The organism is Vogesella aquatica, assembly GCF_028548455.1.
Taxonomy (GTDB): domain Bacteria; phylum Pseudomonadota; class Gammaproteobacteria; order Burkholderiales; family Chromobacteriaceae; genus Vogesella; species Vogesella aquatica.
The window spans coordinates 136,878-163,343 of sequence record NZ_JAQQLF010000002.1; the positions used below are offsets into that span (position 1 = coordinate 136,878).

At 63.0% G+C, this 26,466-nt stretch carries 23 protein-coding genes and 2 tRNA genes; 15 read left to right on the forward strand and 10 right to left on the reverse strand.

Annotation, left to right across the window (positions count from 1 at the left end; all coding sequences use genetic code 11):
- Positions 1-94 precede the first annotated feature (94 nt).
- The 9 genes from glyQ (at position 95) to mpl (ending at position 9,190) form a co-directional block, all read left to right on the forward strand.
- On the forward strand, positions 95-985 hold the full coding sequence (gene glyQ / locus PQU95_RS02170; RefSeq protein ID WP_272750478.1) for a glycine--tRNA ligase subunit alpha: 891 nt from the start codon (positions 95-97) through the stop codon (positions 983-985).
- A gap of 3 nt (positions 986-988) precedes the next feature.
- A complete protein-coding gene (locus PQU95_RS02175; RefSeq protein WP_147689115.1) occupies positions 989-1,456 on the forward strand; it encodes a surface-adhesin E family protein in 468 nt (155 codons plus the stop codon).
- Positions 1,457-1,458: 2 nt separating this feature from the next.
- Entirely contained in the window at positions 1,459-3,525 is a 2,067-nt protein-coding gene (gene glyS / locus PQU95_RS02180; protein ID WP_272750479.1) for a glycine--tRNA ligase subunit beta, read from the forward strand.
- Positions 3,526-3,640: 115 nt separating this feature from the next.
- Positions 3,641-4,183 carry a D-glycero-beta-D-manno-heptose 1,7-bisphosphate 7-phosphatase gene (gene gmhB / locus PQU95_RS02185; RefSeq protein WP_227302748.1) on the forward strand — a complete coding sequence of 181 codons (543 nt, stop codon included), beginning with the start codon at positions 3,641-3,643 and terminating at the stop codon, positions 4,181-4,183.
- Between the two features lie 5 nt (positions 4,184-4,188).
- Positions 4,189-4,959, forward strand: coding sequence for a lysophospholipid acyltransferase family protein (locus tag PQU95_RS02190; protein WP_272750480.1), 771 nt, complete (start codon positions 4,189-4,191; stop codon positions 4,957-4,959).
- A complete protein-coding gene (locus PQU95_RS02195; RefSeq protein ID WP_272750481.1) occupies positions 4,919-5,632 on the forward strand; it encodes a M48 family metallopeptidase in 714 nt (237 codons plus the stop codon). Before PQU95_RS02190 ends, PQU95_RS02195 begins: the two co-directional genes overlap by 41 nt.
- A 96-nt stretch (positions 5,633-5,728) precedes the next feature.
- Positions 5,729-6,118 carry a lactoylglutathione lyase gene (gloA, locus tag PQU95_RS02200; RefSeq protein ID WP_017507195.1) on the forward strand — a complete coding sequence of 130 codons (390 nt, stop codon included), beginning with the start codon at positions 5,729-5,731 and terminating at the stop codon, positions 6,116-6,118.
- Positions 6,119-6,330: 212 nt separating this feature from the next.
- Positions 6,331-7,725, forward strand: coding sequence for a sodium:proton antiporter (locus PQU95_RS02205; RefSeq protein ID WP_272750482.1), 1,395 nt, complete (start codon positions 6,331-6,333; stop codon positions 7,723-7,725).
- Between the two features lie 88 nt (positions 7,726-7,813).
- Positions 7,814-9,190: a UDP-N-acetylmuramate:L-alanyl-gamma-D-glutamyl-meso-diaminopimelate ligase gene (gene mpl, locus PQU95_RS02210; RefSeq protein ID WP_272750483.1), complete on the forward strand. Its 1,377-nt coding sequence runs from the start codon at positions 7,814-7,816 to the stop codon at positions 9,188-9,190.
- Between the two features lie 282 nt (positions 9,191-9,472).
- On the opposite strand, the gene PQU95_RS02215 is transcribed toward mpl, so the two are convergent.
- Together PQU95_RS02215 and PQU95_RS02220 are read right to left on the reverse strand one after the other, a co-directional pair.
- Entirely contained in the window at positions 9,473-9,928 is a 456-nt protein-coding gene (locus PQU95_RS02215; RefSeq protein ID WP_017508765.1) for a single-stranded DNA-binding protein, read from the reverse strand.
- Positions 9,929-10,010: 82 nt separating this feature from the next.
- Positions 10,011-11,384: an MFS transporter gene (locus PQU95_RS02220; protein ID WP_227302879.1), complete on the reverse strand. Its 1,374-nt coding sequence runs from the start codon at positions 11,382-11,384 to the stop codon at positions 10,011-10,013.
- A gap of 196 nt (positions 11,385-11,580) precedes the next feature.
- On the opposite strand from PQU95_RS02220, the gene uvrA reads away from it, so the two are divergent.
- The 3 genes from uvrA to PQU95_RS02235 all read left to right on the forward strand — a co-directional run bounded on the left by uvrA (position 11,581) and on the right by PQU95_RS02235 (position 16,171).
- Entirely contained in the window at positions 11,581-14,406 is a 2,826-nt protein-coding gene (gene uvrA, locus PQU95_RS02225; protein ID WP_272750484.1) for an excinuclease ABC subunit UvrA, read from the forward strand.
- A 75-nt stretch (positions 14,407-14,481) separates the two neighbouring features.
- Positions 14,482-14,925 carry a VOC family protein gene (locus PQU95_RS02230; protein WP_272750485.1) on the forward strand — a complete coding sequence of 148 codons (444 nt, stop codon included), beginning with the start codon at positions 14,482-14,484 and terminating at the stop codon, positions 14,923-14,925.
- A gap of 628 nt (positions 14,926-15,553) precedes the next feature.
- Complete coding sequence (locus PQU95_RS02235; RefSeq protein ID WP_272750486.1) at positions 15,554-16,171, forward strand: LysE family translocator; 618 nt, start codon at positions 15,554-15,556, stop codon at positions 16,169-16,171.
- Positions 16,172-16,293: 122 nt separating this feature from the next.
- Here the strand turns inward: PQU95_RS02235 and PQU95_RS02240 are convergent, their stop codons facing one another.
- From PQU95_RS02240 to PQU95_RS02255, 4 genes are all read right to left on the reverse strand, one after another.
- On the reverse strand, positions 16,294-16,626 hold the full coding sequence (locus PQU95_RS02240; RefSeq protein WP_272750487.1) for a rhodanese-like domain-containing protein: 333 nt from the start codon (positions 16,624-16,626) through the stop codon (positions 16,294-16,296).
- A gap of 80 nt (positions 16,627-16,706) precedes the next feature.
- Complete coding sequence (locus PQU95_RS02245; protein ID WP_272750488.1) at positions 16,707-16,931, reverse strand: YgaP family membrane protein; 225 nt, start codon at positions 16,929-16,931, stop codon at positions 16,707-16,709.
- Positions 16,928-20,122 carry an efflux RND transporter permease subunit gene (locus tag PQU95_RS02250; RefSeq protein WP_272750489.1) on the reverse strand — a complete coding sequence of 1,065 codons (3,195 nt, stop codon included), beginning with the start codon at positions 20,120-20,122 and terminating at the stop codon, positions 16,928-16,930. The genes PQU95_RS02245 and PQU95_RS02250 overlap by 4 nt, the downstream gene beginning before the upstream one ends.
- Positions 20,122-21,138: an efflux RND transporter periplasmic adaptor subunit gene (locus PQU95_RS02255; RefSeq protein ID WP_272750490.1), complete on the reverse strand. Its 1,017-nt coding sequence runs from the start codon at positions 21,136-21,138 to the stop codon at positions 20,122-20,124. Before PQU95_RS02255 ends, PQU95_RS02250 begins: the two co-directional genes overlap by 1 nt.
- Before the next feature lie 122 nt (positions 21,139-21,260).
- Between PQU95_RS02255 and PQU95_RS02260 the strand changes: the two genes are divergently transcribed.
- Positions 21,261-21,650, forward strand: coding sequence for a rhodanese-like domain-containing protein (locus tag PQU95_RS02260; protein ID WP_272750491.1), 390 nt, complete (start codon positions 21,261-21,263; stop codon positions 21,648-21,650).
- Between the two features lie 60 nt (positions 21,651-21,710).
- Here the strand turns inward: PQU95_RS02260 and PQU95_RS02265 are convergent, their stop codons facing one another.
- Together PQU95_RS02265 and PQU95_RS02270 are read right to left on the reverse strand one after the other, a co-directional pair.
- Positions 21,711-22,547 (reverse strand): hypothetical protein, encoded by an 837-nt coding sequence (locus PQU95_RS02265; protein ID WP_272750492.1) that lies wholly within the window; start codon positions 22,545-22,547, stop codon positions 21,711-21,713.
- Positions 22,548-22,692: 145 nt separating this feature from the next.
- On the reverse strand, positions 22,693-23,682 hold the full coding sequence (locus tag PQU95_RS02270) for a recombination-associated protein RdgC (protein WP_272750493.1): 990 nt from the start codon (positions 23,680-23,682) through the stop codon (positions 22,693-22,695).
- A 90-nt stretch (positions 23,683-23,772) separates the two neighbouring features.
- Between PQU95_RS02270 and PQU95_RS02275 the strand changes: the two genes are divergently transcribed.
- Positions 23,773-23,849, forward strand: a tRNA-Pro gene (locus PQU95_RS02275).
- 29 nt (positions 23,850-23,878) lie between these two features.
- Positions 23,879-23,955: transfer RNA gene (locus tag PQU95_RS02280), tRNA-Pro, on the forward strand.
- Positions 23,956-23,988: 33 nt separating this feature from the next.
- Here the strand turns inward: PQU95_RS02280 and PQU95_RS02285 are convergent.
- Together PQU95_RS02285 and gltX are read right to left on the reverse strand one after the other, a co-directional pair.
- On the reverse strand, positions 23,989-24,768 hold the full coding sequence (locus PQU95_RS02285) for a substrate-binding periplasmic protein (RefSeq protein WP_272750494.1): 780 nt from the start codon (positions 24,766-24,768) through the stop codon (positions 23,989-23,991).
- Between the two features lie 296 nt (positions 24,769-25,064).
- Positions 25,065-26,450, reverse strand: a complete 1,386-nt coding sequence (gene gltX, locus PQU95_RS02290) for a glutamate--tRNA ligase (RefSeq protein ID WP_272750495.1) — start codon at positions 26,448-26,450, stop codon at positions 25,065-25,067.
- Positions 26,451-26,466 lie beyond the last annotated feature (16 nt).

Below are 26,466 nucleotides of genomic sequence, written 5' to 3' on the forward strand. Positions count from 1 at the left end.
CCAGAGGCCAGCCAGCTGCCGCGCCATGCTTTCCCCGCCTTCCCCTATACGGTTAGAATCGGGCTTTGTTTTTCAATCATTCAGATTCCGCCACATGCTCACTTTCCAGGAAATCATCCTCACCCTGCAGCACTACTGGAACCGTCAGGGCTGCGCTTTGTTGCAGCCGTACGATACCGAAGTGGGCGCAGGCACCTCGCACACTGCCACCTTCCTGCGCGCCCTGGGCCCGGAACCGTGGCACGCTGCCTACGTGCAGCCTAGCCGCCGCCCCAAAGACGGCCGCTACGGCGAAAACCCGAACCGCCTGTTCCAGCATCACCAGTTCCAGGTGGTGCTGAAACCGTCCCCGCCGGATATCCAGGACCTGTACCTGGGTTCGCTGCGCGAGCTGGGCATCGACCCGGCCATCCACGATATCCGCTTTGTGGAAGACGACTGGGAAAACCCCACCCTGGGCGCCTGGGGTCTGGGCTGGGAAGTCTGGCTGAACGGCATGGAAGTGACCCAGTTCACTTACTTCCAGCAAGTCGGCGGCCTGGACTGCAAACCGGTACTGGGTGAAATCACCTACGGCCTGGAACGCCTGGCCATGTACCTGCAAGACATCGAGAACGTGTACGAGCTGGTGTGGACGCGCCTGCCGGACGGCACCGTGGTGACCTACGGCGACGTGTTCTTCCAGAACGAGGTCGAGCAATCGAAATACGCGTTCGAAGAAAGCAATGTCGAGTTGCTGTTCAAACAGTTTGCCGACTACGAAAGCGAAGCCAAGCGCCTGCTGGAAGCCGGCCTGCCGCTGCCAGGTTACGAAACCATCCTGAAAGCCGGCCACACCTTCAACCTGCTGGATGCCCGCGGTGCCATATCGGTCACCGAGCGTGCCGCCTATATCGGCCGCATCCGCAACCTGTCCCGCGGTGTGGCCCAGGCTTATTACGACGCGCGCGAAGCCCTGGGCTTCCCGATGTGCAGAAAAGACTAAGCCATGAAGACAGCGGTCGCCTTTTTCACCCTGATCGCGGTGCTGGCCGGCCTGACCTGGTATTTGGCCAGCCAGCAGGAAGCACCGCAGCAGGAAGGCAATTTCCAGGTGTACCAGAGCGGTGACGCACTGGAGCTGGCCATCGACCTGGACAGCATTGCCAATGTGAACGAAGGCCTTGTCCGCTTCATCAACCAGGAGCGTTACGCCGAGAAAAAGCAGGAAGACAGCCTGGGTATCAGCTATCAGGTACGCCGCCTCGAAGGCCGTGCCGATTGCCAGAACATGCAATACGCCTTTGTGAACACCAGTTACTGGACCAAGCGCAACAAGCATGTCTACACCCAGATGTTCCAGCTGCAGCGCTTCAACTGGACCTTCGTGCCGGTAGAGCAGGGCTCGATAGCCGAAACCATGCTGAAGATTGTCTGCCGCCTGGCACCTAACGCCCCCAGCGAAAAGATTGAATGACCATGACCCAACAAGCCACCTTGCTGATCGAGCTGCTCACCGAAGAGCTGCCGCCAAAAGCTCTGGAAAAGCTGGCTAACAGCTTTGCCGACACCATTACCGACGAGCTGAAAAAGCTGCAGTTTGCCCCAGCCGATGCTGCGGCCAACGTATACGCCAGCCCGCGCCGCCTGGCGGTGCAGATTCCGGCCGTAGCCGCCATCCAGCCCGACCAGCACATCGTGCGTCGCGGCCCGGCCGTGTCCGCCGGCATGAAAGACGGCCAGCCGTCGCCGGCACTGGCCGGTTTTGCCCGCTCCTGCGGTGTGGATGTGGCCGCGCTGACCACCGTGCACGACGGCAAGCAGGACGTATACGCCTACGAATCCACCAAAGCCGGCGAGGCGCTGTCTGCCGTGCTGTCCGGCATTGTGGCCACCGCGCTGAAAAAGCTGCCGGCACCCAAGCTGATGCGCTGGGCCGACCTGGACCTGCAATTCGTGCGCCCGGTACACGGCCTGATGATGCTGCACGGCGAGCAAGTGATTGCCGGCGAGGTGCTGGGCCTGCAAAGCCGCAACCTCACCCGTGGCCACCGCTTCCTGTCCGCCGGTGACGTCACCGTGGCCAACGCCGACGCCTACGCCCGCACCCTGGCCGAAGAAGGCAAAGTCATTGCCAGCTTCACCGCCCGCCGCGAGCTGATCCGCCACAAGCTGGCCGAAGCCGCCGCCCGCCTGAACGCCACCATCGCCGCGCCGGATGCACTGTTCGACGAAGTGACCGGCCTGGTGGAATGGCCGGTGGTGCTGGAAGCCGGCTTCGAAGCCGAGTTCCTGAATGTGCCGCAGGAATGCCTGATCCTGACCATGCAGCAGAACCAGAAGTACTTCCCGCTGCTGGACGCGGACGGCAAGCTGATGAACCGCTTCCTGCTGGTGTCCAACCTGCAGACAGAAGACCCGCGTTACATCATCGGCGGTAACGAGCGCGTGCTGCGTGCCCGCCTGTCCGACGCCAAGTTCTTCTACGAGCAAGACCAGAAACAACGCCTGGACAGCCGCCTGCCGCGCCTGGCCAATGTGGTGTACCACAACAAGATCGGCAGCCAGCTGGAACGCGTCGAGCGCCTGCAGACCATCGCTGCCGCCATCGCTGGCAAGCTGGGTGCCGATAGCGCCCTGGCTGCCCGCGCAGCCTACCTGGCCAAGGCCGACCTGGTGTCCGACATGGTGGGCGAGTTCCCCGAGCTGCAAGGCATCATGGGCCGCTACTACGCGCGCCTGGACGGTGAAGATGCCGCCGTGGCCGACGCCATCGAAGGCCACTACCACCCGCGTTTTGCCGGCGACAGCCTGCCGCAAGGCGCCATTGCCACCGCCGTAGCGCTGGCCGACAAGCTGGAAACCATCGTCGGTATCTGGGGCATCGGCCTGATTCCTACCGGCGACAAAGACCCGTTCGCGCTGCGCCGTGCCGCGCTGGGCGTGCTGCGCATGGTGCTGGAACAGCCGCTGGACCTGAAAGCGCTGATCGCCGACGCCGCAGCAGCCTTCCCGGCCGGCCTGCTGTCTGCCAGCGTGGTGGACGAGGTATACGCTTTTGCGCTGGAACGCCTGAAGAACTACCTGGCCAACGACTACAAGGCCGACGAGATCGACGCCGTACTGGCGCTGGCACCAACCCAGCTGAACGAAGTGGGCGCCGTGCTGGCTGCCGTGGCGCAGTTCAAGGCGCTGCCGGAAGCCGCCACCCTGGCTGCGGCCAACAAGCGCGTGAAAAACATCCTGAAGAAAGCCGAAGGCGACATCGGCACGGTGAACCCGGCGCTGTTTGCCGAAGACGCCGAGCGCGCGCTGTTCGACGCCATCCAGGCGCTGGCCCCGGCCGTGGAAGCGAAGTTCGCCGCCCACGACTTTGCCGGTGCGCTAACCCAGTTGGCCTCGCTGCGGGCACCGGTCGATGCGTTTTTTGACGGCGTGATGGTGATGGCCGACGACCTGGCCGTGCGTGGCAACCGCATTGCGCTGCTGGCCAGCCTGGCCGCGCTGTTCAACCGCGTAGCGGATATCTCGCTGCTGGCGGAGTAAGACCGTTTTCGCCACGGACACACACGAAAGACACAGAAGACGGTGCGCTGCCTTCCGTGTTTTCTGTGTGCTTTCGTGGCGAACCAGCATTTTTTACGTGGCCTAAAAGGACACCATGAAACTCGTCATCCTCGACCGCGACGGCGTGATCAACCAGGATCGCGACGACTTCGTCAAGAACACCATGGAATGGCAGCCGCTACCGCGCAGCCTGGAAGCCATTGCCAACCTCACGCAAGCCGGCTGGCGCGTGGTGGTGGCCACCAACCAGAGCGGCATCGGCCGTGGCCTGTTCGACATGCACGCGCTGAACGCCATGCATGAAAAAATGCACCGCCTAGTGAACCAGGCCGGCGGCCGCATTGATGCTGTGATCTTTTGCCCGCATACGGCAGACGACCAGTGCGATTGCCGCAAGCCCAAGCCCGGCATGGTGCACGAGGTGATGGAGCGCTTCAATGTGCGCGGCGACGGCCTGCCGCTGATAGGCGATAGCCTGCGCGACCTGCAAGCCGTGGCCGAGGTGGGCGGCAAGCCCTTGCTGGTGCGTACCGGCAAAGGCCTGCGCACGCTGGAAAAAGGCGGCCTGCCGCAAGGCACGCAGGTATTTGACGACCTGTTCGATGCGGCAGACTACCTGATCAATCTGGACAACTGAGTGCCATGCTGCTGATTCGTAACCTGATTTACTGGCTGCTGGTGGCCATCCTCACCCCGCTGTTCTGCGCTGTACTGTTTCTGTGTGCACCGCTGCCGCGCCGCCGCCGCCACCTGGTGGGCGAGGGCTGGGCAAGGGTGCTGACCTGGCTGCTGTGGCACGTGGTAGGCCTGCGCTACCGCGTGATTGGCGAGGAGAACATCCTGAACCAGCCGGCCATCATCTGCGCCAAGCACCAATCCGGTTGGGAAACGCTGTCCTTGCAGCAGATCTTCCCGTCGCAGGTGTTCGTGGCCAAGCGCGAGCTGCTGCTGATTCCGTTTTTCGGCTGGGGTCTGGCGCTGACCAACCCCATCACCATCAACCGTTCCGACCGTGCCAACGCCAACCGCCGCCTGCTGGAGCAGGGGCTTAACCGCAAACAGCATGGTTTCTGGATCAGCGTGTTTCCGGAAGGCACGCGTATCCGCCCCGGCCTGGCCGGCAAGTACAAGCTGGGTGCCGCACGCATGGCGGTGCAGTTCGATATGCCCATGGTGCCAGTGGCGCACAACGCCGGCGAGTTCTGGCCGCGCAACGCCTTTCTCAAGCACCCGGGCGAGATCACCGTGGTGATCGGCCCGGCGCTGTTCCCGGCCGACTACGCCGGCCCAGAAGCCATGATGAAGGCCGCCCAGGCGTGGATCGAAGCGCGTCAGCGCGAGATCGGCGGCGTTGGCCCGTTTGCCCACCCCGATGAGCGCAAAGCCCGCGCCGCTCAGCCTCGCGCTGCCTGACGGCGTGGTGGCGGTGCAGCTGACGCGCCGCCCCCGCCAGAGCGTGGCGCTGCGCATCCGCGACGGCGTGGTAGAGATGATCGCGCCGCCGGGGCTATCGTTGGCCGCACTGCAGGACATCCTGGCGCAAAAGCGCGACTGGATTGCCGGCCACCTGGCGCGGCAACGGCAGGAAGACGCGCAGCGTGAGCAAAGCCGTGGCCAGGTGATGCTGGCCGGGCAGACGCTGCGCCTGGCGGTGGAAGACGCCAGCCGGCACCGCGCCTGCATCGACGGTGAGCTGCTGCGGCTGGCCGGCCCCGGCCTGCAGCAACCGGCCAGGTTGGCCGCCGCTGTCGTGGCCTGGCTGCAAAAAGAGGCGCGCCAGCGCTTCTGTGCGCGGCTGGAAGCCTGGGAGCAACGCGCGGCGCGGCCGCTGTCCGGTTGGGCGCTGTCGTCGGCGCGTTCGCGCTGGGGCAGTTGTACCAGCCAGGGCATCATCCGGCTGAACTGGCGCCTGGTGCAGGCACCGCCGACGGTGCTGGATTACGTCATTGCCCACGAGCTGGCGCACCTGCGCCACATGAACCATTCCCCGGCGTTCTGGGCCGAAGTGGAGCGCCTGTACCCGGGCTGGCAGCCGGCGCGGCAATGGCTGAAAACCCATGGCAACAGCCTGTTCCGCTATGGTTGAACAGCCTGTTCTGGCCACCTGCCTTTAACTTTGCCTGCCCGTCCCCATCTGCCTGCTCTTGCCGCGCTGCGGCCAACCTTATTGCCGGAGAACACCATGCGCCTGCTGCATACCATGATCCGTGTCGGCCAGCTCGACCGTTCCATCGCCTTTTACACCGAAGTACTGGGCATGACCCTGCTGCGCCGTCACGACTACCCGGAAGGCCGCTTCACGCTGGCCTTTGTCGGCTACGGCGACGAAGACAGTAACAGCGTGATCGAGCTGACCCATAACTGGGACACCGACAGCTACGAGCAGGGCAACGCTTTCGGCCACCTGGCGGTGGAAGTCGCCGACGCCTACGCCGCCTGTGACGCCGTGCGCGCCAAGGGCGGCAAGGTGGTACGCGAAGCCGGCCCGATGAAGCACGGCACCACCGTGATTGCCTTCGTGGAAGATCCGGACGGTTACAAGATCGAGTTCATCCAGAAAGGCACCCGCTAAGCACCAGCCTTCCGGTTGCGGCGAGTTTGCCGCTGCCGTCTACAGCCCTTCTGCTATGCTGAAGGGCTTTTTTGCGCCTGACACGGGTCACCCGTGGGCAGTATTTTGCTTTTGCAGCAAACAGATTCAGGAATTTATCGTTTAAACTGCGGTCACAGAACATTCTGTTACAAAAAAGAGCGGTTGTGACGCCGCCAGCACAAGGAGCCCTGATGACCCGTTTTACCTCTGCATTGCTGCTGAGCCTGCTACCCGGCCTGGCCCAGGCCGCCAGCCTGGATGGTGCCACGCTATCGCTGGCGTGGGGCCTGCCGTTTGCCGGCATCCTGCTGTCGATTGCCTTGTTTCCCATTTTCGCCCCCGGTTTCTGGCACCACCATTTCGGCAAGATTACCGCCGGCTGGACATTGCTGTTCCTGCTGCCGTTTACGGCTACCTTCGGGCTTGGCACCAGCGCCGGGCTGGTGGTGCATGCGCTGATGGCCGAGTTCATACCGTTCGTGGTGTTGCTGTTTGCGCTGTACACGGTGTCCGGCGGCATTCTGGTGTGGGGCAATCTGCACGGCTCGCCGGCGCTGAATACCGGCCTGCTGGCGCTGGGCACGGTGCTGGCGTCGCTGATGGGCACCACCGGTGCCGCCATGCTGCTGATCCGCCCGCTGATCAAGGCCAACGATAACCGCCAGCACAATGTGCACGTGGTGGTGTTCTTCATCTTCCTGGTAGCCAATATCGGTGGTGGCCTCACCCCGCTGGGCGACCCGCCGCTGTTCCTGGGCTTCCTGAAAGGCGTGGACTTCTTCTGGACCGTGTCGGCCATGGCGCTGCCTGTGCTGCTGTCGGTGCTGGTGCTGCTGGCGGTGTTCTACGCTGTGGATAGTTACTACTTCCGCAAAGAAGGCGTGCTGCCGCGCGACAAGACGCCGGACGCGCCGATCAAGCTGTACGGCCTGCGCAATATCCCGCTGCTGCTGGCGATTATTGTTGCGGTATTGTTGTCGGGCTTCTGGAAGCCCGGCATCAGCTTTGACGTACTGGGTACCCCGGTAGCGCTGCAAAACCTGGTGCGCGACGGCCTGCTGCTGCTGATTGCCGCCATCTCGCTGAAGATCACCCCGCACCAGGTACGCGCCGGCAACGAGTTCAACTGGGACCCGATTCTGGAAGTGGCCAAGCTGTTTGCCGGTATCTTCATCACCATCGGCCCGGTGATCGCCGTGCTGCAGGCTGGCCAGGCCGGTGCGCTGGCGCCGCTGGTAGGCGTGGTCACTGGCCCGGATGGCGCCCCGCTGAATGCCATGTATTTCTGGATGACCGGCATCCTGTCCAGCTTCCTGGATAATGCGCCGACCTATCTGGTGTTCTTCAACCTGGCCTCGGGCGACGCGGCCACGCTGATGGGCCCGCTGTCGCAGACCTTGCTGGCCATTTCGATGGGTGCAGTATTCATGGGCGCCAACACCTATATCGGTAATGCGCCGAACTTCATGGTGAAGGCCATCGCCGAGCAGCGCGGCATCAAGATGCCGAGCTTCTTTGGCTACATGCTGTGGTCCATCGTGTTCCTGCTGCCGCTATTCGTGCTGCAAACCTGGCTGTTCTTCTGATCCAGCGCGTAAATGCCGCCGTGGCCACCAAGCCACGGCGGCTTTGCGGTATGCTTCTGCCTTTCCCGCTTTCTGTCTGCAGCACATCATGCATATCCACATTCTCGGTATTTGCGGCACCTTCATGGGTGGTATCGCCGCCATCGCCAAAGCCGCCGGCCACAAGGTGACCGGCTGCGACGCCAACGTCTACCCGCCGATGAGCACCCAGCTGGAGGCCATGGGCATCGAGCTGCTGCAAGGCTTTGGCGCCGAGCAGGCCGATATCGGCGCCGACGTGTTTGTGGTGGGCAATGTGGTGACGCGCGGCAAGCCGCTGATGGAGGCCATCCTCAACCGTGGCCTGCCGTATATCTCGGGCCCGCAATGGCTGGCCGAGAACGTGCTGCACGACAAATGGGTGCTGGCGGTAGCCGGTACCCACGGCAAGACCACCACCAGCTCGATGCTGGCGTGGATCCTGCAGGACGCCGGCCTGGCGCCGGGCTTTTTGATTGGCGGCATCCCGCAAAACTTCGGCATTTCTGCGCGCCTGCCGGGTACCCCGGCACAAGATGCTGCCAGCCAGAGCCCGTTTTTCGTGATCGAGGCGGACGAGTACGACACCGCCTTCTTCGACAAACGCAGCAAATTCGTACACTACCGCCCGCGTACCGCGGTGCTGAACAACCTGGAATACGACCACGCCGATATTTTTGCCGATCTGGCCGCCATCGAAACCCAGTTCCACCACCTGGTGCGCACCGTGCCGGGTGAAGGCCTGGTGGTGGCCAACGGCCGCGAAGCCAGCCTGCAGCGCGTGCTGGAGCGTGGCTGCTGGACGCCGGTAGAAACCTTCGGTACCGACAGCGGCTGGCAAGCCGGCGCGGCGGACGCCGACGGCAGCTTTGATGTGCTGCTGGATGGCCAGCTGCAAGGCCGCGTGGTGTGGGATGTACCGGGCGAGCACAACCGCCTCAATGCGGTGGCCGCCATTGCCGCCGCGCGCCATGTGGGCGTGACGCCGGCGGTGGCCATCGACGCGCTGTCGCGCTTTCAGAGTGTGAAGCGCCGCATGGAAGTAAAAGGCACGGTGCGCGGCATTACCGTATACGACGACTTTGCCCATCACCCCACCGCCATCACCACCACGGTAGCCGGCCTGCGCCACAAGGTTGGCCGCAATACGCGCATCCTGGCGGTGCTGGAGCCGCGTTCCAACACCATGAAGCTGGGCACCATGAAGGCCGCGCTACCGGGCTCGCTGCAGGATGCCGACGTGGTGTTCTGCTACGGTGCGGCCAACCTGGGCTGGCGCGTGGACGAGGCGCTGGCGCCACTGGGTGACAAGGCGCACTGCTTTGACGATATCGACGCACTGGTCGCTGCCATCGTGGCCAAAGCCGCAGAGGGCGACCAGATACTGGTGATGAGCAACGGCGGTTTTGGCGGCATTCACGCCAAGCTGCTGGCGGCACTGGCCTAGCCAAGGCCAGCGCCAAGACAAAAAGCGCTTCGCGGATGTCATGCCGGCCAGTTGATACTGACCGGCAATTTTCTTTGGGTCTGTGTGTACCCTGTTTTCACAACGTGTGGACAAGGCCGGCCTGCTTTGCGAGCTGGCAGCAGAAATAGCCTGAACCACTCGAATCAACGATGTGTGTACCTGCGATCAAAAGTAATTTGTAAAGGGCCTGCCAAAATGAAAAGAGCCCTGCTGCTGCAGGGCTCCAGGGTGAAACGTTACACTTGATGCCGCAGGTGTATTTTAGAACGGAATATCGTCGTCCATGTCGTCCATGCGGGCGGCAGGCTTGGGTTCCTGGCGGCGCGGGGCGGCTGGCGGGGCAGACGGTGCTTCCTGGCGGGCTGGCGGGGTGGCGCTGTAGCCGTCGTCCATTGGCGGCATATCATCGCGGCGGCCGCCTTGCAGGCTGATCTCGCTCACGCGTACGTCTGGCGACAGGCGCTTGATGCCTTCCTTGTCTTGCCATTCGCGCAGGGTCAGCTGGCCGTATACGGTGACTTGCTGGCCTTTGTTCAGGTAGTTCTTCAGCGATTCGCCACGTTTGCCCCATACCTGGCAGCTAAACCAGTTGGTGGTTTTGCGCTCGCCAAAACCGATGTCGCTGGCCACGCGGAAGCTCAGCACCGATTCGCCGCTGGGGGTGTAACGCAGCTCTGCGTCTGCGGCCAGGCGGCCGTCAAAAGTAATGCTGTTCATGGAATCCTCCGAAAAATCTGTTCAATGTGTGGGGCGATAGCGTGTACCACCCTGCAGGGCTGCGTCAGCCCTGCGTATGTTTTCAGGCCTGGGCCGGGTAAGTGCTGGCAATCAGGGCGCGGGCGCTGGCTTCGTCCCAGCCTTGCTGGGCTACTTTCAGGAAAGCTACCCGCTCGTCCAGCATGATGACCACTTCGCTGACGCCTTGTACCGCCAGCAGCTGGCGCGATAGGGTGGCCACATCGCCCTGCCAGGTGTCACCAATGTGGAACATCTGCGTTTTTACTGCCTTGGGTGGCGTCATGGTAAACGACAACCATAGCCAGCTACCCATCAGCAGGCTGGTAAAGCCGAATACGCCAGCGGCACCGTGGTGGCTGTACAGCCAGCCGCCCAGCGCGGCGCCCAGAAACAGGCCTAGCGATTGCGCCGTATTATACACGCCGATGGCGGTGCCCTTCGCGTCGGCTGGGGCGATTTTCGAGATCAGCGACGGCAGTGTCGCTTCCAGAATATTGAAAGCAATGAAATACAGCGCCAGCCAGGTGACGATCAGCCAGAAGCTGGACAGCGCCAGCGCCATGCCCAGCTGGGCGGCGGTCATCAGCGCCACGGCGGCCACGAACACCTGCTTGAGCTTGGCCTTTTTCTCGCCGTAGATAATGGCCGGCACCATCAAAAAGAAGCCGGCTACCACTACCGGCAGGTACACCTGCCAGTGTTCGGACTTATCCAGGCCGCCGGTGCTGGTGAGCGCGAAGGGGATGGTGACAAACATCGCCATCTGCGCGGCGTGCAGGGCAAAGATGCCGTAGTTCAGCCGTAGCAGCTCCGGGTGGCGCAGTACGGCGGGCAGGCGCGCGGTATTGGTGCCGGTATCGGAGTGAAAGCGCGATACGGCAGGGTCGGGGATGATCTTCCATACGCCTACCAGTGCCATCAGCGAGAGTACGCCGGTAAGGGTAAAGATGCCGTCCACGCCGATGTGCTTGGCCAGCAGCGGGCCCAGTACCAGGCTGACGGCAAAGGTGGTGCCGATGCTCATGCCTATCATGGCCATGGCGCGGGTACGGTTTTCTTCGCGGGTAAGGTCGGCCAGCAGGGCGGTAATGGCGGCCGAGATGGCACCCGCGCCCTGGATCACGCGGCCCAGCATCAGCCAGTAGATGTCGTCGGCCTGGGCGGCAATAAAGCTGCCGGCGGCAAACAGCAGCAAGCCGGCGTAGATCACTTTTTTGCGGCCAACCTTGTCCGACAGCATGCCCAGTGGCAGCTGCAGCATGGCTTGTACCAGGCCATAGCTACCCAGCGCAATGCCGATCAGCGCATGATTATCGGCGCCTTTCAGCGTGGTGGCGTACAGGGCGAATACGGGCAGAATCAAAAACATGCCCAGCATGCGCAGGGCGTAAACACCGGCCAAACCCAGGCTGGCGCGCAGTTCTAATGCAGTCATGTGTATGCGTATAGAGAGGTGGCAAACGGGCAGCTGCCGTCGTGGCAGGGCTGCCGGTGGCCAGTGTAGCGGGGTTTTCCTGCCGTGCTGTGACGGTGTGTAAACCCTGCTGGCTATGTGGCCTGCTCAGGCTGCTGGAGCCTGCTGCAATAAGTCCGGTATAGTAGCAGGTTCCCCGATTCACGGTGAGACAGGCATGGACTCCATCCGCATACGCGGTGCACGCACGCACAACCTCAAAAACGTAAACCTGGATCTGCCACGCCACCAGCTGGTGGTGATAACCGGCTTGTCCGGCTCCGGCAAGAGCTCGCTGGCGTTTGACACGCTGTACGCCGAGGGCCAGCGCCGCTATGTGGAAAGCCTGTCGGCTTACGCGCGGCAGTTTCTGCAGCTGATGGAAAAGCCCGATGTGGACCTGATCGAAGGCCTGAGCCCGGCGATTTCCATCGAGCAGAAAGCGACCAGCCACAACCCGCGCTCCACCGTGGGCACCGTTACCGAAATACACGATTACCTGCGCCTGCTGTACGCCCGCGTTGGCGACCCGCATTGCCCCGAGCACGATGTGCCGCTGGCCAGCCAGACGGTAAGCCAGATGGTGGACCACGTGCTGGCGCTGCCGGCCGAAACGCGGGTGATGATCCTGGCGCCGGTGATTGTTGGCCGCAAGGGCGAAAACCTGGACCTGTTTGAAGACCTGCGCGCGCAGGGCTTTGTGCGCGTGCGGGTAGATGGCGAGGTGTACGAGCTGGATGCCGTGCCCAAGCTGGACAAGAACAAGAAGCACACGGTCGAGGTGGTGATCGACCGCCTGAAAGTGCGCGACGACATGAAGCAGCGCCTGGCGGAGAGCTTCGAGACCGCGCTGCGCCACGCCGAAGGCCGTGCCATTGCAGTAGAGATGGATAGCGGGCAAGAGCACTGGTTCTCGGCCAAGTTTGCCTGCCCGGTGTGCAGCTACAGCCTGCCCGAGCTGGAGCCACGCCTGTTCTCGTTCAACAACCCGATGGGTGCCTGCCCCAAGTGCGACGGCCTGGGCGAGATTACCTTCTTCGACCCCAAGCGCGTGGTGGCCCACCCCGAGCTGACGCTGGCTACCGGTGCCATCAAGGGCTGGGACAAGCGCAACCAGTTCTACTTCCAAATGCTGCAGGCACTGGCCGCGCATTATGATTTTTCGCTGGAGCTGGCGTTTGAAGACCTGCCGCAGCGCGTGCAGCACGTGGTGTTGCACGGCTCGGGCAAGGATGAGATCGAATTTACCTACGTGTCCGAGCGAGGCACCAAGTTCCAGCGCGCGCACGCTTTCGAGGGCATCATCCCCAATCTGGAGCGTCGCTATCGCGAAACCGACTCCGGCACCGTGCGCGAAGAGCTGGCCAAGTACCAGAACAACCAGTGCTGCCCGTCGTGCAAAGGCTCGCGCCTGCGCCTGGAAGCGCGGCACGTATTTATCGGCCGCAAGACCCTGCACGAAGTGAACCAGCTGGCGCTGAAAGAAGCGGCCGCGTTTTTTGCCGGCCTGCAGTTTTCCGGCCAGAAGCAGGCGGTGGCCGAAAAGATCGTGAAGGAAATCAGCGATCGCGTGTCCTTCCTGAACAACGTGGGCCTGGATTACTTGTGCCTGGCGCGCTCGGCCGACACCCTGTCCGGCGGCGAGGCGCAGCGTATTCGCCTGGCCAGCCAGATCGGCAGCGGCCTCACCGGCGTGATGTACGTGCTGGACGAGCCATCCATCGGCCTGCACCAGCGCGATAACGACCGCCTGCTGGCTACGCTGGTGCGCCTGCGTGACCTGGGTAACAGCGTGATTGTGGTGGAACATGACGAAGACGCCATCCGCGCCGCCGACTACCTGGTGGACATGGGCCCTGGTGCCGGCGAGCACGGTGGCGAGGTGCTGGTAGCCGGTACCCCGGCCGAGGTGGCCGCCTGCGAGCGCTCGGTTACCGGTGATTTCCTGTCCGGCCGCCGCCTGATACCGGTGCCGGCCAGCCGCCGCGAGGTGAACCCCGAGCGCATGCTGCAGATCGAAGGTGCCAGCGGCAACAACCTGAAAGACGTGACGCTGGATCTGCCGCTGGGCATGCTGGTGTGCATTACCGGCGTGTCCGGTTCGGGTAAATCCACGCTGATCAACGACACGCTGTACAAGATCGCCGCGCGCGACCTGAACGGCGCCAGCGAAGAACCGTCGCCGTACCGCCGCATCCATGGGCTGGACCACCTGGACAAAGTGATCAACGTGGACCAGAGCCCCATCGGCCGCACGCCGCGTTCCAACCCGGCCACCTACACTGGCCTGTTCACGCCGATACGCGAGCTGTTTGCCGGCGTACCGCTGTCGCGCGAGCGCGGCTACGGCCCGGGGCGCTTCAGCTTTAACGTAAAAGGCGGCCGCTGCGAGGCGTGCCAGGGCGATGGCGTGATCAAGGTGGAAATGCACTTTCTGCCCGACGTCTACGTGCCGTGCGACGTGTGCCACGGCAAGCGCTACAACCGCGAAACACTGGAAGTGCAGTACAAGGGCAAGAGCATTACCGAAGTGCTGGAAATGACGGTAGAGCAGGCGCTGGAGTTTTTCAGTGCCGTGCCTAGCGTGGCACGCAAGCTCAAAACGCTGATGGACGTGGGCCTGGGCTATATCCGCCTGGGGCAAAGCGCCACCACGCTGTCCGGCGGCGAGGCGCAGCGCGTGAAGCTGGGGCTGGAGCTGTCCAAGCGCGACACCGGCAAAACGCTGTACATCCTGGACGAGCCCACCACCGGCCTGCACTTCCACGATATCGACCTGCTGCTGCAAGTACTGCACCGCCTGCGCGAGCACGGCAACACCGTGGTGGTGATCGAGCACAATCTGGACGTGGTCAAAACCGCCGACTGGCTGATCGACCTCGGGCCCGAGGGCGGTGCCGGCGGTGGCCAGATCATCGCCAGCGGCACGCCGGAGCAAGTGGCGGCCAACCCGGTGAGCCACACCGGCCACTACCTGGCACCATTGCTGCAGCCGCGCAGCTAAGCGACAGGCAATGGCTAAAATGCAGTTAGAATCAGCTACCGGGCTGCATCGTGGCAGCTCGCTAAAGGGGAAAGCATGTTAACGCTAGGCAAGATCGACCATATCCATATCCGCGTCAGCGACGGCGCCAAGGCCGCCGAGTGGTACGACCGCGTACTGGGCCTGGCACCGGATGCCCGCTTCAAGCACATGCAGGAAGGCCCGCACAGCGCCATGATGCTGGCCAACCCCAGCGGCACCGTGCGCCTGGCGGTAAGCGAAGAACCCGGCGCCGGCTGCCTGGCGGGTGCGGTGGCCTTTGTGGTGAGCGGGCAGGACTTTCTGGAGTGGATAGACCAGTTGGCCGGCGAGCGCGTGCTGAACCGCGACGGCCAGACCATCGCCCGCGACAGCGTGCACGACCACGGCTTTTTCTGCTCGATTTCGTTTGTGGACCCGTTTGGCAACCCGTTCGAGATTGTCAGCTACGACCACACCTGGCTATCGGGCAAGCTCAAGCTGAAACGCCAGCCGGCCTGACGGCTGGCCTGGGCTACTGTGGCCCGTTGTTGCAATCACCCGCCGCCTGACCGCGTAATGCCAGTCAGTTAACGCTGACTGGCATTTTTTGCTTAGGGATTTTAAGAGGCGTGGGTGTCCGCTATGCGGACGTTGCTTACATGCCGTTTCCGCCCGTGACCGAGCGAGGCAAGCGCAGCGTCGCGAGGGAGTAAGACGGGAAAGGGGGCGGGTTGCCGCCCCCTTTTCTATCGTGGAGCGAATCAGAGATTCGCACGCAGACCCCGCAAGCCGGGGCTGCTCGGAACACCGTCCAAAATGGCAGGCCCCAGGCGCCGCCGAACTCGCATCACTGAGCAAATCAAAGATTTGCACGTAAATCGCTAACGGCTCGGGGCTCAAGCAAATCGGCGTCTTGTGCGTGCGAATCTTCGATTCGCTCAGCACAACCCTGCGGCGCATCATTTGGGCCGGCTCGCGCCAACGGGATGGGGCGCTTCATTCACGTCCTTATACTTGAAGGCCAAGCATATTCGCCTAACTAACTGGCATTAGCTTGCCGGCAGTTTTTTCTTGCGCGCGACACCGGCATAACGATAAGTTAACGCGTCGCCCTTGCGGCCAACCTTGTTCTTTACCGGAGCCTGCCATGTCACTGGCCACCTTGCTGTTGTTCCTGCCCGCCTGCTTTGCCCTCAACCTCGCCCCCGGCCCCAATAATCTGCTGTCGATCAGCAACGCTACCCGCTACGGCTTCCGTACCGCGTGCGTGGCGGGTGTCGGCCGTTTGCTGTCGTTTGCGTTGATGATTGCGCTGGCGGCCACCGGCTTGGCCGTGGTGTTGCAGGGCTCGGTACTGCTGTTTACCGCCATCAAGCTGGCCGGTGCCGGCTACCTGTTCTGGCTGGCGTGGCAGCTGTGGCGCGCCGGCAGCCTCAGCGGCCCGGCGGATACGCGGCCGCAGCAAGGTCTGCGCGAGCTGATGCGGCAAGAGCTGTGGGTGGCCGCCGGCAACCCGAAAGCCATCCTGATCTTTACCGCCTTTTTGCCGCAGTTTGTCGATACCACCCAGCCGGTGGCGCCGCAATTTTTGCAGCTGGGCGTGGCTTTTCTGCTACTGGAGTGGGTGGCCATCGGCGTGTACGCCGCGCTGGGCGTGCAGCTCAAGCGCTGGTTTGCCACGCCGCGCGGCCAACGTGTGTTCAACCGCAGCTGCAGCGTGCTGCTGGGCGGTGCCGGCCTGGGGCTGCTACTGGCAAGGCGCTAGCTGGGTAGGGGCTATGTGTCGCCAGGTTGGCCGCATGCTTTGACGTCATGGTGGCCAGGTATGAAAAAGCCTCACCTGTTTGACGGGTGAAGCTTTTGCTTGTGCGGTGGCGCGTGGCAGGTTCAGGCTGCCTGGCGCTGGCTGGACAACAGGCTGGCCAGGCGCGCCTGGTTGCCGGCGTTCTGCACATTGGCAAAGCCGGCGCTTTGCAGCTGCTTGCAGGCCATGGCCGAGCGCATGCCGCTGGCGCAGTACAGCAGTAGCGCCGGCGGTTTTTGCTGCTTCAGCCAGTCCAGGCGGCTGGCCAGCTGGCCCAGCGGAATATTGATGGCACCGGCGGCGTGGCCGCTGGCGAATTCCCCTTGCTCGCGTACATCGATGATCAGGGCCCCTTCAGGGATGGCAGCAGCCGGTTTTGCCGGGGCGCCGAACAGTTTTTTCAACCAGTGGATCATGGTCTGTCCTTGTGTGTCCGGTGGATATTGTTATCGGGCGGCAGCGTTTCGCTGCCGCTAATGTTATCGACAGCAATAAATCATTTCTGAAGGCAGGCTGCCTGTTCGGGCAGGCCGAGCTTTTTCAGCAGCAGGGCCAGCGGGCAGAAGTTGCTCAGCGAGTACTGCAGCAGGTTGGCGCCAACAAAGGCGGTGAGCCACAGCCAGTATTTGCTGATAAACAGCGGGCTGGCGTCGGCGCCCAGCGCCAGCGACAGCAGGATCATGCAGCCGGCAAAAAAGCGGATGGCGCGTTCGATGGTCATGGCGAGGTCCTTTCATGAGCTTGGCCGCGGAAGGCCATGTAATACAGCAGCGGGATGACCACCAGTGTCAGCAGGGTGGACACGAAAATGCCGAAGATCAGCGAGATGGCCAGCCCGTTGAAAATGGGGTCGTCCAGGATAAACAGCGCGCCTATCATGGCGGCCAGGCCGGTCAGGGCGATGGGCTGGGCGCGGGTGGCGGCCGAGCGCACCACCGCGTCGGCCAGCGCGCTGCCGGCGGCCACCTCCAGCCGGATGAAGTCCACCAGCAGGATGGAGTTGCGCACGATGATGCCGGCCAGCGCGATCATGCCGATCATGCTGGTGGCGGTGAATGGCGCGCCCAGCAGCGCGTGGCCTGGCATCACGCCCACCAGCGTCAGCGGAATCGGCGCCATGATGATCAGCGGCATCAGGTAGGAGCCGAAGTGCGCCACCACCAGCAGGTAGATCAGTACCAGGCCCACGGCGTAGGCGGCACCCATGTCGCGGAAGGTTTCGTAGGTGATCTGCCATTCGCCGTCCCATTTGATGGCGTACTCGCGCTGCGCATCGGCCGGCTGGTGGATAAAGTACTCGCCCAGCGGTTGCTGGTTAGCAGTGTGGATGCCGGCCAGTTGGCCGCGCATGGCAAACATGCCGTACAGCGGGCTGTCTTCGCCGCCGGCCATGTCGCCGGTCACGTAGTCTACCGCCATGCCATCCTTGCGCAGCTGCGGGCGCTCGGTGTCGGCCGGTACGGCGCTTACCAGCTCGGACAGCGGCATGACGCTGCCGTCGCCGGCGCGTACCGGCAGCGCCAGCAGCGCGTGGGTATCGGCTTGCAGTGCTTGCGGCAGGCGCAGCTGTACCGGTACCGCGTACTTGCTGAGGTCGCGCAGCCAGGTGGCGTTATCGCCGGCCAGCCCGGCGGCCAGCGTGCTGACAATGGCCGCTTGCGGCACACCGCGCTGCATGGCTTTTTCGCGGTCGATCAGCAGGATGCTGCGCGGGCCTTGCGGCTGCACGCTGCTGTCTACGTCCACTACGTGCGGGCTGCGTTTGAATACGGCTTCCAGCTGCTGCGCCACGCTGGCGCGGCCGGCAGCGGACGGGCCGTAGACCTCGGCCACGATGGGTGCCATCACCGGCGGGCCGGGCGGCACTTCCACCAGCTTGATACGGGCGCCGTACAGGCGGGCGATCTGTTGCAGCGCCGGGCGGTAGCGCAGCGCCAGGCTGTGGCTGGATTCGTGGCGCTGGTGTTTGTCCTGCAGGTTGATCAGGATATCGCCGCTTTCAAAGCCGCTGCGCAGATAGTACTGGCGCACTAGGCCGTTGAAGTTGATCGGCGCGGCGGTGCCGGCGTAGGCCTGGTAGTTCACCACCTCGGGCTGCCAGCCCAGCCAGGTGCCCAGGCTTTGCATCACCGCCGCGGTGTCTTCCAGCGGGGCGCCTGCCGGCATGTCCACCACCAGCTGCAGCTCGGATTTGTTATCGAAAGGCAGCATTTTCAACACCACCAGCTTGGCCACCGGTAGCGCCAGCGATAGCGCCACCATGCCGGCTACGCCCAGCAGCAGCAGGCTGCGCGCGCGGCCACCGCGTTGTACGTGCAAGAAGGGGGCGAACAGTTTTGCGGCCAACGGTTGCAGGCGGGCCGACAAACCATCGTGGTGCTGGTGTTGCCGTGGCAGCCAGCGCTGCGCCAGCCACGGTGTCAGCACAAAGGCGATGGCCAGCGAGATCAGCATGCCCATCGAGGCATTGATCGGGATCGGGCTCATGTACGGGCCCATCAGGCCGGACACAAAAGCCATGGGCAGCAGGGCGGCAATCACGGTGAGCGTGGCCAGGATGGTAGGGCCGCCTACCTCGTCCACCGCACGCGGAATCAGCGCTGTCAGCGGGGCTGATGGGTCCATCTGGCGGTGGCGGTGGATGTTTTCCACCACCACGATGGCGTCGTCCACCAGGATGCCAATGGAAAAGATCAGCGCAAACAGCGACACGCGGTTCAGCGTGAAGCCCCAGGCCCACGACGCAAACAGCGTGGCTGTCAGCGTAAGAATGACGGCCACGCCGACGATGGCCGCCTCGCGCCGGCCCAGCGCCAGCATCACCAGCGCCACCACGGCGGATGTGGCAAAAGCCAGCTTCTGGATCAGCTTCTGCGCCTTGTCGTTGGCGGTGGCACCGTAGTTGCGGGTGAGCGTGACCTCCACGTTATCCGGCAGCAGCGTGCCGTGCAGCTGGTCCACGCGCTGCGCCAGCGCGTTGGCGATATCGACCGCGTTCTGCCCCGGTTTCTTGGTGATGCTGAGGGTGACGGCGGGGGCGCTGCCCTTGGCGTCGCCGTACCACACGTAGTGGCTGGCTTGCTGTGCGCCGGCGCTGACCTCGGCCACGTCACGCAGGTACACCGGCCGCCCGTTGCGTACAGCCACGATCAGGCTGGCCACTTGCTCGGCGTTTTGCAGGAACGGCCCGGCCTCTACGGTAATGGCCTGGCGGTTCACGGTTTGCCCCAGTGGCAGCGCCTGGTTGGCCGCAGCCAGCGCCTGGCGCAGGTCGTCTACGGTGAGGCCGGTGGCTTGCAGCTTTTGCGGCAGCAGGCTCACATTGATGGCCTGGCCGGGGCCGCCGATGGTGGCCACTTCGCGGGTGCCGGGCACGCGTTTGAGCTCGTTTTCCAGCGCGTGGGCGATGCGTTCCAGGTCCAGGCTGCCCAGGCTGTTGTCGCGCGCGTGCAGGGTAAAGGTGACGATGGGCACATCATCGATGCCCTTGGGCTTGATCAGCGGCTGGCCTACGCCCAGGCCCGGCGGCAGCCAGTCGGCGTGGCTGTGGATGGTGTCGTACAGGCGTACCAGCGCGTCGATGCGCGGCACGCCTACCTTGAACTGCACGGTAAGGATGGCCATGCCCGGCCGGCTGACGGCGTACAGGTGATCCACGCCGTCGATCTGGCCCAGTACCTGTTCGGCCGGCTGCGCCACCAGGCTTTCCACGCTTTCCACGCTGGCACCGGGGAAGGGGATCAGCACATTGGCCATGGTGACGTTGATCTGCGGCTCTTCTTCGCGCGGCGTCACCAGTACGGCAAACAGGCCCAGTAGCAGCGCCAGCAGGGCGATTAACGGGGTAATGCGGGCGTGCTGGAAAAACGCGGCCAACCGGCCGGCCACGCCCAGCTTGTGCGGGCTATCCATCAGCGTGCTCCTGGTGTGCGGGTCTGCGCGGCTGCCTGTTCGGCGTTGGCGGCGATGCGTTCACCGGCGCGCAGGCCGGCCAGCACCGGGAAGGTGCCGTTTTCGATACTGCCCAGCCGCACATAGCGCAGGCTGGGGCGGCCGCTGCCATCTACGGTATAAACGGCGTCAAACTCGCGCTGGCGGCTGACGGCGCCGGCAGGCACCCGCAGCTGGCTGTCGCTACCGCGCAGGGTAAAGCCGGCTTGTACCATTTCACCTACCGGCACGGCGCTGCCGGCTTGCAGGTTGACGCGCACGGTACGGGTCTGGCTATTGGCGTCGGTGGCCGGGAACCACTCGATGCGGCCAACCTTCAGCGCCTGGCCGCGCCAGTTGAGCGTGGGTGGGGTTTGCTGGTTAACGTTGGCATAAACGCTGGCCGGCAGCTGTACTTCCACGCGCAGCGCGCTGCCATCGTACAGCTCGACAATGGCCTGGCCCGGCATGGCCAGCGCGCCCAGGTCGCCGTTGACGCGTGCGATGGTGCCGGTAAACGGTGCATTCAGCTGGTACAGGCCAGCCTGGGCGCCCGCGGCGCGGGCTGCGGCGATCTGGGCGCGCGCCTGCGCTTCGGCAGTTTTGAGCTGCGCTTGCGCGCTATCCAGTGCCGAGGCGCTGATGAAGTTCTGCGCGGCCAGCTTTTGGGAGCGGGCAAACTCGCGGCGCGCTTGCTCCAGCTGCGCCTGTGCGGCGGCGATCTGCGCCTGGCTGGCGCTGGCCGACTGCTGTGCCGCCTCGCCGTCCACGCGCGCCAGTACGGCGCCGGCTTTTACCGTGTCGCCAGCGCGTGCGCTAAGCTGGGTAATGCGCCCGGATACCGGTACCGCCAGCTGCGCGCTGCGTTGCGCCTGTACCACGCCCTGGCTCTGGTAGCTGGCCTGCTGCTGCAGGTTGCCCAGTAACAAGGTAGGTAGAGGGCTAGCCAGGGCTGGGCTGGCGCTGAGGGCAATGATACTGAGTCGAAGCAGGTGCACGGTGAGCTCCCGGGGGAATTGGCTACTACAAACATAATATAAAAATTGATAATGTACAACCTCGGCATTATCATGGTTTGACGATGGCACTTGGCCGATCGCTATTTCATACGGGAGAGATCATGCTGAAACGTAACGCACACGAGCTGGTGGCTGCTGCCAAGGCAGAAATCAAGGAATGCACGCTGGAAGAGGCCAAGGCGCTGGTGGCCACCGGCAGCGTATTGCTGCTGGATGTGCGAGAGCCGGAGGAATACCACGCCGGCCATCTGGCCAGCGCGGTCAATGTACCGCGCGGCTTGCTGGAGTTCCGCTTGTCTGGTGATGCTACGCTGGGCGATACCTCGCGCGCCATCTTGTTGTACTGCAAAACCAGTGGCCGTGCGGCGCTGGCTGCCAAAGTGATGCAAGAGATGGGCTTTGGACAGGTGGTATCGATGGCGGGTGGTTTTGACGCCTGGGTGGCCGCCGGGCTGCCGATAGAAAAGCCGCAAGCACTGGGCTTCGATTAGGCCAGTGGATAAAGCAAAAAGGTTGGCCGCGGCCAACCTTTTTTATTGGGTAATGCGCGCCTAGTACAGGCCGAAGATGCCCATCAGGGTAAATACCAGCACAAAGCAGGTCACGCCGGTCAACACCAGGTTGGTCTGCTTCTCTTTGCTGAGCGAGTCTTCCAGCGAGCGCTCCTGGGTTTTGATGGCGTGCACCTGACGTTGCAGCTCGGCTTTTTCGCCATCCAGCCGTGCGATATTGTCCAGCAGGGCGCTGACAGGTACCTCGGTGATTTTCTCGGTTTCCCAGCTGCTGATCAGGCGTGAAATCTTGTCCTTGAAGTAGCGGCCGGAGCGTTGTTCGCTATCCAGAAACTCTATGTCAAAGCCCTGTGCGGCCAGGCGGGCATTGCGCTTGATGCGCGCCTCTTCGCCTTCAGCCTCCGGGTTGGGCAGGGTGGTGGGCTGCACGCTGTATTCGGAATAGTGCGCTTTCAGCCACAAAATGGCCTGGGCATAAGCGTAGCTGGTCAGGCCCAGGCCGGTTAGCTCGGCGCTGAGGTTAAAGCCGGATTTGGGGCCAAACTGCACCGTCTGGCGCGGGTGATCTACCGAAACCTGCAGGCAGTTGCGCGTATTGAGCCACTCGCTGACTTCGCCCTGGTACGGCTTCCACTGCCCGCCTTGCAGCTGGGCATACGCGGCAAACTGGATGCGGAAAAAATCGGACTGCTGGGTTTTGCCAAAACTGCGCCGCACAAACACGTAAATCGGGCTGCCACCATCCATCAGCGCCAGCAGCTGTTCACCATGCGTGGTGGACAAACCAGCCAGAAACACCTCGTTCTCGACGGGCGGCAGCGGTGGCGGCTCTGGCGGGGGGGCTGCGACAGGTGTTTTGCTGGCTCTGGTGTTCATGGTGGTGCAGGCATTAAGAAGTAGCAGATTTCAGCCTACACGATTTTACAGTAAATGGTTATAACTATAGACAGGGCGGCTATGGGTTTGTCATGAGTGATGTGGGGAAGCCACACCCCTGCTGGCAGGGGTGTGGCTGGCGGGCTTAGGCCCAGGGAACGTCAATGCTGTCAGTGTTGCCGCTCTCGGGCTGGCTGGTCGCGGTGGTTGGGGCGGGTGTGCCCGAGCCTTGCTGGCTGGCCTCCAGGCCGCCCAGCGCGGCGACCAGGTCGTTTACCAGGTCGCCCAGTTCTTCCGCCATCAGCAGGAAGGTGGCTTCAAACAGGCTGGCCAGGTCGTCGCCGGCCTGGCTGGCTTCTTCTTGCAGCACATCCAGAAACTGCAGGCGCTTGAGTTGCAGCTGGTCGGTCAGTACAAAGCGGATACGCTCGCGCCAGATCAGGCCCAGCCGTGTTACCTGCTTGCCGGTGGCAATGTGCTGGCGGATTTCATCGGCGGTGAGGTCGATGCGGGTGCAGCGCACCACGGCGCCGTTCTCGCTGCTGTCTTTCAGCTCGCACTCGGCATCCAGCTCAAAGCCAAAGCCTGCTTCGCCGGCGGCCAGCCAGTCGGTCATCAGCGCATGCGGCGATACGGCGGTGCGCGGCAGCGCAGCCGGGAACGGTGGCAGTGCCTCGCGCAGGGTAGAGACCAGGTTTTCTGCTTTGCTGGCGGTACCGCTGTCAACCATCAGCCAGCCACGCTGGCTATCGATATAGGCGGTGGTACGGCCGGAGCGGGTAAAGGCGCGTGGCAGCAGGTCGTCGGTGATCTGCTCTTTGAGCTGCAGTTTTTCCTTGCGGCCAACCTTGCGCAGCTCGGCAGCTTCGATCTCGGCCAGCTTGCTGTCCAGGTGGTCGCGGATCACGCCTGCCGGCAGGACCTTGTCTTCACGGCGCAGGGTCAGCATCTGGTAGCCACGGGCCTGGTGCAGCGGGCTATCCAGGTGGCTGGCGGGGGCTACCCAGCCTTCGCTGAACCAGTCCAGGCCACTACAGCGCTGGAAAGGGCGTTTGGCCAGCTGATCGGCCAGCTTGTCGCTGTCGATAAGGAAATTCTCGTCCAGCCGAAAGAAAGACAGTTGCTTAAACCACATAATTGATAGATAATCTTCGTCCTCTGAGATCGGCAGATTGTAACGCAAAACAGCGGCAAACTGTCAGTTTCAGGATAAATGAATGGGTCGCGGGGTGTAGCTTAGCCTGGTAGAGCGCTACGTTCGGGACGTAGAGGCCGGAGGTTCGAATCCTCTCACCCCGACCAGCATTTAGCCTGATAGATCCGTCCTTATTCGGGGTGTAGCTTAGCCTGGTAGAGCGCTACGTTCGGGACGTAGAGGCCGGAGGTTCGAATCCTCTCACCCCGACCATATTTCAAAAGCCTGCTGAAAAGCAGGCTTTTTTCATGGTTGCTGCGGTGGCATGGCAAATTCTTGCAGCTGGTATTCGGTTGTTATCTGGTGGTAGCGCCCGTTCTGGTGCAGCTTCCATAGCCCGCGGTTGAAAGCGTCACGCCAGAACGACTGCATGGCACTGGGGGCAAACCCGACAGAGACCACCTCTTTGGCCAGTACCAGTTCTCCCCAGGCCAGTTGTGGCCTGCTTGGTAGCTTGCCGGAGCGTATCAGGGTATCGCCTACTGCCTTTTCTGTCATGGCGAACTGTACGCGCCGCTGCTGGAGTTTGCGCAGATTGGTTTCATCGTCGCGCGTATCGTCCTGATTCAGCTTGAGCTTGATTATGCTTTCCGGGTAGTGGTAGCCGGCTACGGTTCCGGCCAGCCTGCTGGTCAGCCAGCCCGCTGCTAGTGGTAGCGGTGCTTTGCCTTGTACGATATAGGCACCGATCAGGCTCTGGAATACCGGATTGCCTGGCTGGAGCTGCATGCTTTTCTGGTCGCTTCGCCATAAACCGATGACGCCATCAAAGCGGCCATACTGGTTGAGTGCCACGACGCGTTGCCATGGCATGACTATCACATTCACCGGAATGTCTTCCTGGGCAAACGCTTCCCTTACGATAGATACCAAGGCGCCGCCATCGGGGCGCTGGCGTTGGCAAAACGGCGGGTATTCCAAGGTGGCGAGTGTGATGGCTGGCTGGGCTGTCGTGGCGGCAGCCCGGGCGAAAGGGGTGATGCTGGCGGATAGGGCAAGTGCCAGAAAGAGAAGCGCGGTGTTCATGGCTGGCTTGCTTGGCGATGGGCAGCTTGTCTGGGTGAGCTGGGGCAGCATAAATGGGGTACGTGGGTGGTGTCGGGTTTTGCCGGATTGTGCGCTTGGCTGAAAATCTGGATAAAACAACTATTTCTTGTTGCAGATATTTCAATAAGTTTGAATGTTGGCATTTTGACACGTAGTGCCAATTGCATAAAAACTGCTATGTAATTGCTGGTGCTCCGGCCGGGCTCGGCGCAAAAAGAAAGCCCCTCTCGCACACGGCGTAGAGGGGTTTGTCGCAAGCGGGTAGCAGCTATGGCTTAGTTGCGGATGCGGCGCAGCACTTCTTCCTTGCCGATCAAGGCCAGTACCGCGTCAACCGACGGGGTCTGGGTGGTGCCGCATACCAGCACGCGCAGCGGCATGCCCAGCTGGCCCATCTTGATACCTTCGTCGGCGCAGAACGGCTTGAACAGGCCGTGGATGCTCTCGGCGCTCCAGCTGTCCAGTGCGGCCAGGAGGTCGGCAAAGCGCTGCATGCGCGCCAGGCTGTCGGCACCCAGGTGCTTTTCCACGTCTTCGGCTTGCGGGCTGCGCTTGGCGTAGAAGTAGTCCACTTCGCGGGCCAGGGCGTTCAGCTCTTGCACACGCTCTTTCACCAGGCCAATCACGTCGGCCAGGGCCGGGCCGTGGCGGGTGTCGACGTTGGCCGCAGCCAGGCGCTCGGCGATCAGCTCGCCCAGGCGGGCATTGTCGGCAGCCTTGATGTGCTGGGCGTTCAGCCACAGGAATTTTTCGTTGTTGAAGCGGCTGGCGGACGGGCTGACCGCTTCCAGCGAGAACCACTCGACGAATTGTTCCATGCTGAAGAATTCTTCGTCACCGTGGCCCCAACCCAGGCGCGCCAGATAGTTCAGCAGCGCTTCCGGCAGGATGCCTTTGGCAGCGTAGTCCACCACGCTGACGGCGTCGCGGCGCTTGGACATCTTCTGGCCGTCCTCGTTGAGGATCATCGGCAGGTGGCCGTATACCGGCAGCGGCGCGCCCAGTGCCAGCAGGATGTTGATCTGGCGCGGGGTGTTGTTGACGTGATCGTCACCGCGGATGACGTGGGTGATGTTCATGTCCCAGTCGTCCACTACCACGCAGAAGTTATACGTAGGGCTGCCATCCGGGCGCGCGATGATCAGGTCGTCCAGCTCTTCGTTATTGATCTCGATGCGGCCTTTTACCGCGTCTTCCCACACTACCGAGCCGGTCAGCGGGGTCTTGAAGCGTACGACAGGCTGCACGTCTGCCGGTGGCTGCGGCAAGGTCTTGCCGTCTTCCGGGCGCCAGCGGCGGTCGTAGCGTGGTTTTTCGCCACGCGCTTCCTGCTCGGCGCGCAGCGTTTCCAGCTCTTCCTTGCTGCAGTAGCACAGGTAGGCGTGGCCGCTGGCCAGCAGTTGCTGGATCACTTCCTTGTAACGGTCAAAGCGCTGGGTCTGGTAGAACGGGCCTTCGTCGTAGTCCAGGCCAACCCAGTGCATGCCGTCCATGATGGCTTTTACCGATTCCGGCGTGGATCGCTCCAGGTCGGTATCTTCGATGCGCAGCACGAAGGTGCCGCCTTGCTTGCGGGCAAAGGCCCAGGAGAACAGTGCCGTGCGCACGCCGCCGATGTGCAGGAAACCGGTGGGGCTGGGGGCAAAACGGGTGCGGATCATGGTCTACGCCTGCTGT